14 protein-coding genes are annotated in these 12,767 nt (G+C 63.3%); 13 read left to right on the top strand and 1 reads right to left on the bottom strand.

Features of this window, described 5'->3' with window-relative positions; genetic code table 11:
• Positions 1–84 precede the first annotated feature (84 nt).
• From bioB to FNJ84_RS16105, 4 genes are all read left to right on the top strand, one after another.
• The gene (gene bioB, locus FNJ84_RS16120; protein WP_363323864.1) at positions 85–1,125 is read left to right on the top strand and encodes a biotin synthase BioB; all 1,041 of its coding nucleotides are present in this window, start codon (positions 85–87) and stop codon (positions 1,123–1,125) included.
• 66 nt (positions 1,126–1,191) lie between these two features.
• A complete protein-coding gene (locus tag FNJ84_RS16115; protein WP_143794320.1) occupies positions 1,192–2,337 on the top strand; it encodes an 8-amino-7-oxononanoate synthase in 1,146 nt (381 codons plus the stop codon).
• Positions 2,322–3,011 (top strand): dethiobiotin synthase, encoded by a 690-nt coding sequence (gene bioD / locus FNJ84_RS16110; RefSeq protein WP_143794319.1) that lies wholly within the window; start codon positions 2,322–2,324, stop codon positions 3,009–3,011. The genes FNJ84_RS16115 and bioD overlap by 16 nt, the downstream gene beginning before the upstream one ends.
• A 12-nt stretch (positions 3,012–3,023) precedes the next feature.
• The gene (locus FNJ84_RS16105; RefSeq protein WP_143794318.1) at positions 3,024–4,268 is read left to right on the top strand and encodes an adenosylmethionine--8-amino-7-oxononanoate transaminase; all 1,245 of its coding nucleotides are present in this window, start codon (positions 3,024–3,026) and stop codon (positions 4,266–4,268) included.
• Positions 4,269–4,354: 86 nt separating this feature from the next.
• Here the strand turns inward: FNJ84_RS16105 and FNJ84_RS16100 are convergent, their stop codons facing one another.
• On the bottom strand, positions 4,355–5,743 hold the full coding sequence (locus FNJ84_RS16100; protein WP_255471251.1) for a Glu/Leu/Phe/Val dehydrogenase: 1,389 nt from the start codon (positions 5,741–5,743) through the stop codon (positions 4,355–4,357).
• 405 nt (positions 5,744–6,148) lie between these two features.
• Here FNJ84_RS16100 and FNJ84_RS16095 point away from each other — a divergent pair, with 405 nt between their 5' ends.
• The 9 genes from FNJ84_RS16095 (at position 6,149) to FNJ84_RS16055 (ending at position 12,760) form a co-directional block, all read left to right on the top strand.
• On the top strand, positions 6,149–6,832 hold the full coding sequence (locus tag FNJ84_RS16095; protein WP_255471250.1) for a TetR/AcrR family transcriptional regulator: 684 nt from the start codon (positions 6,149–6,151) through the stop codon (positions 6,830–6,832).
• A gap of 242 nt (positions 6,833–7,074) precedes the next feature.
• Positions 7,075–7,320: a hypothetical protein gene (locus tag FNJ84_RS16090; protein ID WP_255471249.1), complete on the top strand. Its 246-nt coding sequence runs from the start codon at positions 7,075–7,077 to the stop codon at positions 7,318–7,320.
• Complete coding sequence (locus FNJ84_RS16085) at positions 7,320–7,622, top strand: I78 family peptidase inhibitor (protein ID WP_143794314.1); 303 nt, start codon at positions 7,320–7,322, stop codon at positions 7,620–7,622. Before FNJ84_RS16090 ends, FNJ84_RS16085 begins: the two co-directional genes overlap by 1 nt.
• A 106-nt stretch (positions 7,623–7,728) precedes the next feature.
• On the top strand, positions 7,729–8,061 hold the full coding sequence (locus tag FNJ84_RS16080; protein WP_143794356.1) for a DUF2794 domain-containing protein: 333 nt from the start codon (positions 7,729–7,731) through the stop codon (positions 8,059–8,061).
• A 124-nt stretch (positions 8,062–8,185) separates the two neighbouring features.
• The gene (locus FNJ84_RS16075) at positions 8,186–8,581 is read left to right on the top strand and encodes a VOC family protein (protein WP_143794313.1); all 396 of its coding nucleotides are present in this window, start codon (positions 8,186–8,188) and stop codon (positions 8,579–8,581) included.
• A 60-nt stretch (positions 8,582–8,641) separates the two neighbouring features.
• Entirely contained in the window at positions 8,642–9,163 is a 522-nt protein-coding gene (locus FNJ84_RS16070) for a Twin-arginine translocation pathway signal (RefSeq protein ID WP_143794312.1), read from the top strand.
• A gap of 15 nt (positions 9,164–9,178) precedes the next feature.
• On the top strand, positions 9,179–10,753 hold the full coding sequence (locus tag FNJ84_RS16065; protein WP_143794311.1) for a GMC family oxidoreductase: 1,575 nt from the start codon (positions 9,179–9,181) through the stop codon (positions 10,751–10,753).
• 154 nt (positions 10,754–10,907) lie between these two features.
• Entirely contained in the window at positions 10,908–12,152 is a 1,245-nt protein-coding gene (locus tag FNJ84_RS16060) for a sorbosone dehydrogenase family protein (protein WP_370454607.1), read from the top strand.
• Positions 12,149–12,760, top strand: coding sequence for a cytochrome c (locus FNJ84_RS16055; RefSeq protein ID WP_143794309.1), 612 nt, complete (start codon positions 12,149–12,151; stop codon positions 12,758–12,760). The genes FNJ84_RS16060 and FNJ84_RS16055 overlap by 4 nt, the downstream gene beginning before the upstream one ends.
• Positions 12,761–12,767 lie beyond the last annotated feature (7 nt).

Below are 12,767 nucleotides of genomic sequence, written 5' to 3'. Positions count from 1 at the left end.
AGTCCGGTGGCGAGTTGTTAAGGGAAGGGCAATCAAGCCGCCGAGGTGCCTGCCATGCTGCAATCCAACCTGACCGCTGACGCGATGACCAGCCGCAAAGTCTGGTCCGCCGAAGAGGCAAAAGCGCTGTTCGATTTGCCGTTCATGGATCTGCTGTTTCAGGCGCAGACCGTGCATCGGCGGCATTTCGATCCCAACCGGGTGCAGATGAGCCGGCTTTTGTCGATCAAGACCGGCGGCTGCCCCGAGGACTGCACCTATTGCAGCCAGTCAGCGCGGTATGATTCGGGTTTGTCGGCGTCAAAACTGATCGAGGTCGAACGGGTCATTTCCGAGGCGCGGCGTGCCCGCGATGCAGGGGCGACGCGCTATTGCATGGGGGCGGCCTGGCGCAGTCCGAAGGAACGCGACATGGCGCAGATCGTCGCCATGATCGAGGGGGTCAAGGCGCTTGGCATGGAAACCTGCATGACGCTGGGGATGCTGGATGGTGATCAGGCCAAGCGGCTGAAGGTGGCGGGGCTGGATTACTACAACCACAATATCGACACTTCGGAAGCGCATTACAGCAACGTCATCACCACCCGAACCTTTGCTGACCGGCTGGAGACCTTGCAGAATGTCCGCGACAGCGGGATCAAGGTCTGTTCCGGCGGTATTCTGGGACTGGGCGAGGGCAATCAGGACCGGGTCGACATGCTGGTCACGCTGGCCAATCTGCCCGAGGCGCCCGAAAGCGTTCCGATCAACATGCTGATCCCTGTTGCCGGCACCCCGCTGGAGGATGCGCCGCCCGTCGATCCGATCGACTTTGTCCGCACCATTGCCACGGCTCGGATCATGATGCCCCAAAGCCATGTGCGTCTGTCCGCGGGCCGGACCGGCATGAGTGACGAGATGCAGGCGATGTGCTTCTTTGCCGGCGCGAATTCGATCTTTGTGGGCGATACGCTGCTGACCAAGGACAATCCGGCCGAGGATCAGGATATGCTGCTGTTCACCCGGCTTGGTCTGAGCCCGATGCAGGCGCATGAGCATTTTGCCGGCGATCCGGTTGCCGACACGGGTGACGCGCGGCGCCAGGCGGCAAGGGCTGCCGACCCTGCGATCCCGGTTCTGCGGTGAGGGGGCGGGGGCTTTGCCCCCACGGGCCTGCGGCCCGTTCCCCCAGGATATTTGGACACGGATGATATGGCAGGGATTGCGGACCGGCTGTCGGTTTATCGCGACCATCTTGACGCTTTGGCCGATCAGGCGCGGCTGCGTCGGCTAAGCGGGCGCGACGGCGTCGATTTTTCGTCGAACGACTATCTGGGGCTGGCCGGTTCGGCACGGCTGGCGGCGGCGGCGCGGCGCGCGCTGGACCAGGGTGTGCCCGTCGGTGCGGCCGGGTCGCGCTTGCTGCGTGGCAATCTCGGGTTGCAGGAGGCGTTCGAGGCCGAGGCCGCACGGTTTTTCGGGGCTGAGGCGGTGCTGGGTTTCGGTGGCGGTTATGTGGCGAATTTCGCCATGCTTGGCACTTTGCCGCAGCGTGGGGACCTGCTGCTGCTGGACGAGTTGGCCCATGCAAGTTCGAATGAAGGTGCGCGCAGCGGGCGGGCCGAGGTCATGCGGTTTCGGCACAGCGATGTGGACCATGCGGCGGATCTGATCGGTCGGTGGCGTGCGGCCGGAAACCGCGGGGCTGTCTGGATCGCGGTTGAGAGCCTTTACAGCATGGATGGCGATCTGGCCCCGCTGGACGAGTTGGCCGCGCTGGCTGATCAGCATGGTTTTCTGGTGGTCGATGAGGCGCATGCCACCGGCGTCTATGGACCGGAAGGCAGAGGTCTGGCCCATCATCTTGAGGGGCGGGCGAATGTGCTGACCCTGCATACGCTTGGCAAGGCTCTGGGTGGGTCAGGGGCGCTGATCTGCGCGGCGCGTCCGCTGGTCGATTTCCTGGTCAATCGCTGTCGACCGTTCATTTTCGCCACCGCGCCTTCGCCTTTGATGGCGGCGGTCGGGATCGAGGCGCTGGCGATTTTGCGGGACGAGCCTGAACGGCGGGCGGCCTTGCAGGGGCTGGTCGGGTTGTTCTCGGACGAAATGGCGCGGCGTCTGCCGCAGGTGCGGGTCAGCGGCAGCCAGATCGTGCCGCTGATCGTGGGCGGCAATGCCGAGACCATGCAGCTTGCCTCCCGCGTCCAGAGCCGGGGGTTCGATGTCCGCGGTATCAGGCCGCCAACCGTGCCCGAAGGGACGTCGCGGCTGCGGGTTTCGCTGACCCTGAATGCCTCGCCCGAGGATGTGCGGCGGCTGGCCGAGACGCTGGAGGAATTATGGCCCGATATGTGATCACAGGCACCGGGACGGATGTGGGAAAGACCGTCTTTGCGGCCGGGCTGTGCGGGTTGATCCGCGCCGATTACTGGAAGCCGGTGCAATCGGGGCTGGTTGGGAACCTGCCCAATCCCGTGGGGACCGGGGCCGCGCATCCGGTGGCTGCCACAGCTGTCGCAATGGACTGCGCCCCCCAGCAGGCCACGGATGCGGCGGAAATCGTGCGGCTGTCCGGGGCGCGGGTTTTTGCGGAATCCTATCGGCTTGGTCAGCCCCTGTCGCCTCATCGTGCCGCCGAACTGGACAATGTGCTGGTCGAGCCCGCCCGCCTGGTGCCGCCATCTGCCGATCCGCTGGTGATCGAGGGCGCGGGCGGCGTTCTGGTGCCGGTGACACGGCAGGTGCTGTTCGCCGATCTCTTTGCGGAATGGCAGATTCCTGTCATTCTGGTTGCGACCACCGGGTTGGGCACCATCAGCCACAGCCTGACCGCGATCGAAAGCCTGCGGGCGCGGGATGTGCCGATCCATGGCGTTGCCTTCGTCGGAGACGACAATCCTGACAATATGGCCACGATCGGGCAGATCGGCGCGGTGCCTGTGCTGGGGCGGTTGCCGATGCTGGACCATCTGGATCGGCACAGCCTGTCCGCTGCCATGGCCGCGAATTTCCGGCGCGATGACTTCTGAGGAGGGCGGGCAATGACCGGCAATGCAGTCTGGTATCCCTTCACGCAGCACGCGACCGAGCCGGTTCCCCCCGTCGTCACCCGCACGGAGGGTGCCTGGATCGAGACGGCGCAGGGGCGGCTGCTGGACGGGATCAGCAGTTGGTGGGTCATCACCCACGGCCATCGCGAAGCTCGGATCATGGCGGCGATCCGCGATGCAGCCGAGACGCTGGATCAGGTGATTTTTGCCGGCCTGACGCATGAACCGGCCGAGCAATTGGCAAACGCGCTGACCCAGGTTGCGCCAAAGGGGCTGACGCGGGTGTTCTATTCCGACAGCGGATCGACCTCGGTCGAGGTGGCGCTGAAGATGGCACTTGGTTATTGGCGCCATGCCGGCGACGGGCGGCACCGGATCGCGGTCATGCAGCACAGCTATCACGGCGATACCATCGGCACGATGAGCGTGGGCGAACGCGGCGTGTTCAATGCCACATACGAGCCGATGATGTTCGCCGTCGACAGCCTGCCCTTTCCCGAAGGGGACGGGCAGCAGACGCTGGATGCATTCGAGGCGTTGGCGCGCAGCGGTCAGATGGCCGCGCTGATCCTTGAACCGCTGGTGTTGGGCGCGGGCGGGATGCTGATGTATCGGCCTGCGGTTCTTCGCGGGCTGCGCGAAATCTGCGACCGCCATGACGTGTTGATGATCGCTGATGAGGTGATGACGGGCTGGGGGCGCACCGGCCGGCTATGGGCCTGTGATCATGCGGGGATCGCGCCCGATATCCTGTGCACAAGCAAGGGGCTGACGGGCGGGGCGATCCCCCTGGCGGCGACCCTGGCGAGTGAAAGGATTTTCCAGGCGCATTATTCGACCGACCGGACGCGGACCTTCTATCACTCGTCCAGTTATACGGCGAATCCGATCGCTTGTGCGGCAGGGCTGGCCAATCTGCGGCTGTGGGGGGACAGGCCGATGCAGGATGTGCTGGACGGGCTTGCCGCCATGCAGGCGCAGCGGCTGGCCCGGTTCGCCGACAATCCGCGTTTCGGAAATATCCGTCAATGCGGCACCATCGCCGCCATGGACCTGAACGTTCCACAAGGCGGATACCTGGCGCAGGAAGGGCCTCGGATGCGGGCGCATTTCATGGCCAATGGCGTGTTGCTGCGGCCACTGGGCAATACGGTCTATCTGTTACCCCCCTATTGCGTGACGGCTGGCGATCTGGATCTGGCCTATGGGGCCATCGAAAGCTATCGCCCCGCCTGAACGGGGGCGGAACGCAAAAGCCCGCAGCGGCATGGGCGCGCTGCGGGCTTTCCTGGCGATGTGTCTGGCGATATGTCTGGTGGGGCCTACAGCCCCATAGCCTGATAGCTTTGGGCAATCCGCCGGATGGCAACGACATAGGCGGCAGTGCGCAGATCCTCGACCTTGTCGTCGCTGTACCAGATTTCGGCCATGCTTTGGAATGCGCCGCGCATCGTGTCATCCAGGCCCGAGCGGACCAGTTCCAGCTCGCTTGCGCCCTTCAGATAGCGATCCTTGAAATCCTTGGTCAGCGTCCAGCCAAGGCCCTTGTCCGCCGATAGCCGTTCAAGTTCGGTCACCAGCAGGTTGGTCCGCGCCTCTTGTTCGCGCCGCTCCATCCGGCCAAATCGGATATGGGTCAGGTTCTTGACCCATTCGAAATAGGACACGGTCACACCGCCGGCATTGGCATACATGTCGGGAACGATGACGATGCCGCGTTTGCGCAGGATTTCATCTGCCTCGGCGGTGATCGGGCCGTTGGCGGCCTCGACGATCAGGCGGGTGTTGATGCGGTCGGCATTGCTGGCGTCGATCACACCCTCGATTGCGGCAGGAATCAGGATGTCGCAGTCCATCTCCAGCGCGCCAAGGCTGTTCTGGGAATAGCCGGTGGCACCGGCAAAGCCCGCGACACCGCCGGTTTCGCGGATATGTTCGCGCAGATCGCCGATATGCAGCCCGTCGGGGTTCATCACCGCCCCGTCGCGTTCGGATACGGCGATGATCTTTGCGCCGTCATTGTCGGACAGGAATTGCGCTGCGTGGAAGCCCACATTCCCCAGGCCCTGCACGATGATGCGCTTGCCTTCCAGCCCGCCTTCCAGACCGGCGGTCTTCATCGCCTCGGGGTGGCGGAAAAATTCGTGGATCGCGTATTGCACACCACGCCCGGTTGCCTCGACCCGACCCTGAATGCCGCCGAAGGATACCGGTTTGCCGGTGACGCAGCCGCGCGCGTCGATGTCGTCGGGATGCAGCCGCTTATAGGCATCGGCCATCCAGGCCATCTCGCGTTCGCCCGTGCCCATATCGGGGGCGGGCACGTTCTGGCTGGGCGAGATCAGGCTGCGCCGCGACAGTTCATAGGTAAAGCGGCGGGTGATCCGTTCCAGCTCTTCCTCGGTATAGGCGCGGGGGTCGATGGCCAAACCGCCTTTCGAGCCGCCAAAGGGCACCTCGACCAACGCGCATTTATAGGTCATCAGCGCCGCCAGCGCCTCGACCTCGTCCTGGCTGACGGACATGGCATAGCGGATGCCGCCCTTGACGGGCTCCATATGTTCGGAATGCACCGATCGGTATCCGGTGATGGTGTGGATACCACCCCGCATCCGCACGCCAAAGCGAACCGTATAGGTCGAATTGCAGACGCGAATCTTTTCCTCCAGCCCCTGAGGCAGATCCATCAGGCTGGCCGCATGGGTGAACATGCGATCAACCGAGTCGCGGAAAGATGTTTGTGGATGTGACATGGAAGCCCCCCCCCTTTTGCTGGTTTCTCGGCCCGCGAAGGGCCTGCTGACCCCATGCGGTTGCGGTGCATTTTGTTGTTCTTCTTGTAACAGATTGGGAAACTGAAACGGCTGCCGTCAAGTTGTGTGTCACACTGTCGAGGAATTTGATCAGCGGAGGCTTGCGGATTGACTGGATGCATGAGCAATTTAGACTTATGCAGGTAGGTGCCTGTTTCATTCAAGGCGAGTCTTTCTTTATCTGTCGAAGTTGTTGAACGACACAGTACTGATTTCATCGCTGTCCAGACCCTCCCCGGTCTGCCGGCAATTCTTGTTCACCGAATTCAATTTTCGGAGGGGTTAATGGTTTCGCAAAATAGTTTGCCCATCACAAAGGGGCGTAAATTCAAGCAGGTCCTGGAAGGTGCGCGTCGGGTTTTTCTGCGCGAAGGCTATGCAGGTGCCAGCGTCGACGACATTGCCGGTGAGGCCAAGGTTTCCAAGGCGACGCTGTATAGCTATTTCCCTGACAAGGAACTGATGTTCACCGAGGTTTTCCGCGCCGATCTGGCCCTCGACATCGAGGAATCGCTGGTGGCGGTGGTTGCCGACCGACCCGCGGCCGAGGCTTTGCCGTTCCTGGTGCATGCATTGGCCGTGCGGATGGTTTCGGGATCCGGCGTCAACTCTTACCGGTTGCGGGTTGGCGAATCTGCCCGCTTTCCCGACCTGGCGCGGGAATGCATGGATCGGGCCTGTCGCCGCAGGCGCGACGATGTGCGCAGCTATCTGGAACGTTGGACCCGACGTGGCGAGCTGGAGATCAACGACATGGAACTGGCGGCCGAACAACTGATCGCGCTGGCAACCGCGCTGATCCGCGACCGGGCGTTGTTTCTGGGCAGCGACAGCGTGACCGACGCGCATATGCGGCGGGCGACGGTCGGGGCGGCGCATGTGTTTCTGGCCGCCTATGGTCCGCGCTTTGGTGCTGCGGCGCGGGTTCACGGCGATCCGGCGATCAGCCGCGCCGACCGGGCCAAGACGGTGCCGCCGATGGAATGACATTCTGGCAACAGGGCCGGCGCGTCGTGCGGTGCTGATGGGATCGTGATAATAGAGCCAGCTTAACAAGCTGCTATCAACTTCCTATAACGCCGACATCTTTGCACCGGCCCGTCATCCGGGCCGTCATTCACGGACCAGACATGACCAGATCAGTGATCCTGCCGCTTATTGCCTCTGCCACGCTTTTGTCGGCCTGTATGCCGGCACCGGAACCTGCGCCAATGCCGGCGCCTGTGCCTATGGTTCAACCGATTGCCTCGGTTGATGGCGTTGCCGGACTGCAATCGCGCGAACCGGATCTGTGCGGGGCCAAGACCTATGCGACCTATCTGTCGCAGCCCGGCTCGATCATTCCGCAGCTGGGGATCACCAAGGATTACCGCGTCGTCGAATATCGCGGCATCGAGCCGCAGGATTACGACCCGAACCGGATCGTGTTCCGGCTGGATGCGGCGGGCAACATCTATAACGTGGATTGCGGCTGATGCGCGGGGTTCCGGGTCTGCCGCTGCTGGCCGGGGCTGCCATGCTGGCGCTGGCCGCCTGTGAACCGCTGCCCCCCGGCGGTGCGCCCCTGCCACAGCCGCCGGCACCGTCGGATGCCTGTGGCGCTTCGGGCTACAAGGGGCTGATCGGTCAGCCGCGCGAAGTTCTGAACGCGATGAAATTCCCCATCGGCACGCGCGTCATCGGGCCTGACGACGCCGTCACCGCCGATTACCGCGAGGATCGGCTGAACATCGAATATGGCAGCGGCGGCCTGATCGAGAAGGTCAGCTGTTTCTGATCCCTGCCGGCCGATGATTGCCAAAAAGCCGGCATATCCGCATCAGACGTGGATATGCCGGTTTTTCATTGCTTTGGCGCGGGTGCGGTGTCACCATTCTGACATGATGAATGCCTCTTCGCCGTTTAACGCCGACCCGGATCGTGTCGCCTTTGACCGAAGCGAGCTGGGCATTATCCTGTCAGTCTATGGCCGCATGGTCGCCGCGGGCGAGTGGCGCGACTATGCCATGTCCTTCCTGCGCGACGTGGCTGTGTTCAGCGTCTTTCGCCATGCCGCCGAACATCCGCTGTACCGGATCGAGAAGCGCCCCAAGCTGCGCGCGGCGCAGGGTGCCTATGCCGTCATCGGCATGGATGGCCGCATCCTGAAGCGCGGGCATGATCTGGCCATGGTCCTGCGCGTGTTGGAAAAAAAGCTGATCCGCGCGGTCGACTAGGCAGCGATCCGGGGCCGGAACAGGCCCCCCACCCACATATTCCCTTGCTGTAGTAACCCGCTACTACCCGCGGCGCGCGCCCATCCCCTAGCCTTGAATCTGACAAGGATGAAAGGGATGCCGCATGGCAAAATATATCCACTCGATGATCCGTGTGCTGGACGAGGCACGCTCGGTTGAGTTCTATCGCCGGGCCTTCGGGTTCCAGGTGGCCGACCGTATGGATTTTCCCGATTTCACGCTGATCTACCTGTCGAATGCCGAGGCAGAGGCCGAACTTGAACTGACCGTGAACAAGGGCCGGGCCCAGCCTTACGATCTGGGCGACGGCTATGGCCATATTGCGGTTTCGGTCGATGATGTCGACGCCCTGCACGCCCGCCTGACCGCCGAAGGGCTGACGCCACGCAAGCTGGTCGATTTCGCGCCTGCGGGCGAGGTGGTGGCGCGGTTCTTCTTCATCGCCGATCCCGATGGCTACCAGATCGAGGTGCTGCAACGCGGGGGACGTTTCAAATAACGCGAGGGCCGCGCGGCAGGGGAGGGCCGCGCGAACCCGCCAATCAGGGAGGACTTCAACATGAACCAACTTTCCAAGCAGGGGCTGACCCGACGCGCCTTGCTGTCGCGCGCCGCGGCGGCAGGTGCGCTGGCCGTGGCGGGTGCGGGCTTTATCGCCGCGCCTGACGCGGCCTGGGCGGTCGAGGTGACCACGATCAGTGAACACGAGATGGCCACGCTGTTGCAGATGGCGCGTGACATCTATCCGCATGACCGGGTCGGCGACCGTTTCTATGCCATCGCGGTCAAGGGCTATGACAGCGAGGACCAGAAGGCCGCCGTGGCCGAGGGCGTCGCCGCGCTGGACACCGCCGCCAAGGCGGCCGGTTTCGACGATTACATCTCGGCCGGATGGGAGGCTGATCGTGCCGCCATCCTGCGCAGCATTGAGGATTCGCCGTTTTTCCAGACGGTGCGCGGCGGCCTTGTGACCGGGCTGTATAACCAGAAAGAGGTCTGGCCGATCTTCGGATACGAGGGCGAATCCTTCTCGCAGGGCGGCTATATCAACCGTGGTTTCGACGACATCGACTGGCTGTAGAGGGAGGGCTTGATCATGGCTGAAGCAGCAAAATTCGACCTGACCGACAACAGCGTTGTCGTCATCGTGGGCACCGGCGCGGGTGGCGGGGTGCTGGCCAATGAACTGGCGCAGAAGGGCGTCAAGGTCGTGGCACTGGAAGCCGGCGGGCGCTATCTGCCCGAGGATTACATCAACGACGAATGGGACAGTTTCGGGCAGCTTGCCTGGACCGACCCGCGCACGACCAGCGGTGACTGGCGCGTGGCCACGGATTTCTCCGGCCTGCCCGCCTGGATCGTCAAGGCGGTCGGCGGCACCTCGATCCACTGGGCCGGGGCCAGCCTGCGGTTCCAGGACCACGAATGGAAGGCGCTGACGAATTATGGCGCGGTCGAGGGCGCAAACCTGCTGGACTGGCCCATAGACGGGGCCGAGATGGCGCCGTGGTATGACCTGGCCGAGGCAAAGCTGGGCGTGACGGGCGTTGGCGACCGTCCGCGACTGCCGGGCAACAATAATTACAAGGTCTTCGAAAAAGGTGCCAAGGCGCTTGGCTATCAGGACGTGCATACCGGCAACATGGCCATCAACAGCGTCGAATATGATGACCGGATGTCCTGCCAGCAGACCGGCTTTTGCTTTCAGGGCTGCAAATGGGGGGCGAAATGGTCCTCGGCCTATACCGACATTCCGCGCGGCGAGGCGACCGGCAATCTTGAGGTGCGCGACAACGCCCATGCGGCCCGCATCCTGCATGACGATGCCGGCAAGGTCACCGGGGTCGAATATTTCGACAAGGACGGTGCCTTGCAGATGCAGGCGGCGCGGGTTGTCTGCGTGGCCGGCAACAGCTTTGAATCGCCGCGCCTGCTGTTGAACTCGCATTCAACGATGTTCCCCGACGGGCTGGCCAATGGCTCGGGTCAGGTGGGGCGCAACTATATGCGGCACACGACTGGCTCGGTCTATGGCATCTTTGAACAGCCGGTGCGGATGTGGCGCGGCACGACCATGGCCGGCATCATCCGCGACGAGGCCAAACACGACCCCGCACGCGGCTTTGTCGGCGGATATGAGTTGGAGACGCTGGCCCTTGGTCTGCCCTTCATGGCCGCCTTCCTTGATCCCGGTGCCTGGGGGAGAGAGTTCACGACCGCGCTGGATGCCTATGAAAACATGGCGGGCATGTGGATCGTAGGCGAGGATATGCCGCAGGCCGACAACCGGGTGACGCTGTCGGACGCGACCGACAAGTTCGGGCTGAAGGTGGCGAATGTGAACTTCACCGACCATCCGAACGACATTGCGATGCGCAACCACGCCTATGAGGTCGGGCAGGCGATCTATAAGCAGGTCGGCGCGACGCGCACCTTGCCGACGCCGCCCTATCCCTCGACCCATAACCTTGGCACGAACCGCATGTCGGAACGGCCCGAGGATGGCGTGGTCGACAAATGGGGACGCGCGCATGAGGTGCCGAACCTGTTCGTCAGCGATGGCAGCCAGTTCACCACCGGTGCCGCCGAAAATCCGACCCTGACCATTGTGGCGCTGGCGATCCGGCAGGCGGATTATATTGCCAAGGAACTGGCAGCGGGTAATCTGTAACCTGCTCATTGATTGAACGTCGTCGGGGCGGGTCACCGCGCCCCGATTCTTGGTATTCCGGCGCCGCAGCTTCTTGCCGGGCCGGAATGCGGCACGCGGCGCATGCCTGCGCCGCAATCAGGGAGGACAAGAACCAATGAAATGCCATGTGACAATGATTGTGGCCGGGGCGGTTGGTCTGGGCCTGTCGGCGGCGGCCGCGCAGGATACGCAGGTGCCTGAAAATCTGGAAAAGCTGTCCAATTTCCAATCCACCGGCACGACCGAATTTACCGTGATCGAACAGGGCGGCGATTTCGCCGAGGGGATCAAGCGCAACCTGGAACGCATCACCCTGCCGGATGGCTTCAAGATCGAACTTTATGCCGTTGTCCCCGATGCCCGCCACATGGCAGTGGGGCCGCAGGGGATCGTCACCTTTGTCGGCACCCGCAAGGACAAGGTCTGGGCGGTGACGGATCGCAACAAGGACCGGGTGGCCGACGAGGTCAAGGATTTCGCGCCCTCGCTGACCTTCTCGATCCCGAACGGGCCGTGTTTCTCGCCCGATGGATTTCTTTATATCGCCGAACAGAACCGCGTCCTGCTGTTCCCGGCGGCCGAATTTTTCTATGAAAGCCCCGATGTCGCTGCCTTCAATCTGGTGCCAAAGGGGCAGTTGATCCCGGTCGAGGAAGAAAGCTTCAACCACACCGCGCGGGTCTGCAAGATCGGGCCGGATGGCATGATCTATATCTCGCTTGGCCAGCCCTTCAACGTGCCTGCTCCTGAAAAGCTGGACCTGTATGGCCCGCAGGGGATCGGTGGCATCATCCGCATGAAAACCGATGGCACCGGACGCGAGGTTTTCACCAGTGGTATCCGCAACTCGGTCGGGCATGCCTTTGATCCCAACACCGGGGATCTGTGGTTCACCGACAATCAGGTCGATGGCATGGGCGATGACATCCCGCCGGGCGAACTGAACCACCAGACCGCTGCCGGGCAGAATTTCGGCTTTCCCTGGTATGGTGGCGGCGAGGTGCGCACCAACGAATATGCCGATGCCGAGGTGCCCGCCGATGTGGTGATGCCGGCGGTCGAAATGACGGCCCATGCCGCCGATCTGGGCCTGACCTTCTATGACGGGAACATGTTCCCCGACCGTTACAAAGGGGCGATCTTCAGCGCTCAGCATGGGTCATGGAACCGCACCACCCCGGTCGGTGCGCGGGTCATGGTCACCACCATCGCCGAGGATGGCACCGCCACGGCCGAGCCATTTGCCGAGGGCTGGATCGACGAGAATGGCGAATATCTGGGCCGCCCTGTCGATGTGGCGCAGCTGCGCGACGGGTCTTTGCTGGTCTCTGACGATCTGGTTGGGGCGCTGTATCGCATCAGCTACAGCGCGGAATGAGGGCGCTGATCCTTGCCCTCGGTCTCGGCGTCCTGGTGGGCGCCGGGTCCGGTTTCCGGGCCGATGCGCAGCAGCCGGCGCCGGCCGAGGCGCTGGCGGGCGATCCGGCGGCGGGGCAGGCGCTGGCCGGGCAGTGCCGCACCTGTCACGGGGTCGACGGCTATGCCAGGATCCCGATTGCGCCCCATATCGGCGGCGAGCCTGCGGGCTATCTGGCCCGTCAGCTGACCGATTTCCGCGAGGGCCGGCGCGAGCACGAGATGATGACGGTTGTGGCGGCCAATCTGACCGATCAGCAGATCGCCGACCTTTCCGCCTGGTATTCGGCCCAGCAGGTCACGGCCGAGCTGCCCGCCGACCCCGCTGCCGCCCCCGAGACCTGTACCGCCTGCCATGGTGCCGACGGTATTGCGCTGGTTCCCGATGCGCCGAATCTGGCGGCGGAAACCAACATCTATATCGACACGCAGCTAAAGGCCTTTCGGTCGGGCAAGCGGATCAGCGAGATCATGCAGCCCATTGCCGAAGGGTTGGACGATGCCACCATTCGCGCCGCCGCCGACTGGTATGGCGCCGTCCGCCTGACCATCGCGCCGCCGCCCCAATAGCCGGGCG

The sequence above is a fragment of the Paracoccus sp. M683 genome (genome assembly GCF_007096355.1).
Lineage (GTDB): Bacteria > Pseudomonadota > Alphaproteobacteria > Rhodobacterales > Rhodobacteraceae > Paracoccus.
Note: the sequence above shows the minus strand (reverse complement) of the source record. Positions and strands in the feature narration are given on the sequence as shown.

Bases quoted from the DNA above. Each gene is read 5' to 3' on its own strand.
- bioB (WP_363323864.1), top strand. From the start codon at position 85: ATGACCAGCCGCAAAGTCTGGTCCGCCGAAGAGGCAAAAGCGCTGTTC.
- FNJ84_RS16085 (WP_143794314.1), top strand. From the start codon at position 7,320: ATGCGCGGGGTTCCGGGTCTGCCGCTGCTGGCCGGGGCTGCCATGCTG.
- FNJ84_RS16100 (WP_255471251.1), bottom strand. From the start codon at position 5,743: ATGTTCACCCATGCGGCCAGCCTGATGGATCTGCCTCAGGGGCTGGAG.
- FNJ84_RS16090 (WP_255471249.1), top strand. From the start codon at position 7,075: ATGGTTCAACCGATTGCCTCGGTTGATGGCGTTGCCGGACTGCAATCG.
- FNJ84_RS16065 (WP_143794311.1), top strand. From the start codon at position 9,179: ATGGCTGAAGCAGCAAAATTCGACCTGACCGACAACAGCGTTGTCGTC.
- FNJ84_RS16055 (WP_143794309.1), top strand. From the start codon at position 12,149: ATGAGGGCGCTGATCCTTGCCCTCGGTCTCGGCGTCCTGGTGGGCGCC.
- FNJ84_RS16115 (WP_143794320.1), top strand. From the start codon at position 1,192: ATGGCAGGGATTGCGGACCGGCTGTCGGTTTATCGCGACCATCTTGAC.
- FNJ84_RS16060 (WP_370454607.1), top strand. From the start codon at position 10,908: ATGATTGTGGCCGGGGCGGTTGGTCTGGGCCTGTCGGCGGCGGCCGCG.
- FNJ84_RS16105 (WP_143794318.1), top strand. From the start codon at position 3,024: ATGACCGGCAATGCAGTCTGGTATCCCTTCACGCAGCACGCGACCGAG.
- FNJ84_RS16075 (WP_143794313.1), top strand. From the start codon at position 8,186: ATGGCAAAATATATCCACTCGATGATCCGTGTGCTGGACGAGGCACGC.
- FNJ84_RS16080 (WP_143794356.1), top strand. From the start codon at position 7,729: ATGAATGCCTCTTCGCCGTTTAACGCCGACCCGGATCGTGTCGCCTTT.
- bioD (WP_143794319.1), top strand. From the start codon at position 2,322: ATGGCCCGATATGTGATCACAGGCACCGGGACGGATGTGGGAAAGACC.
- FNJ84_RS16070 (WP_143794312.1), top strand. From the start codon at position 8,642: ATGAACCAACTTTCCAAGCAGGGGCTGACCCGACGCGCCTTGCTGTCG.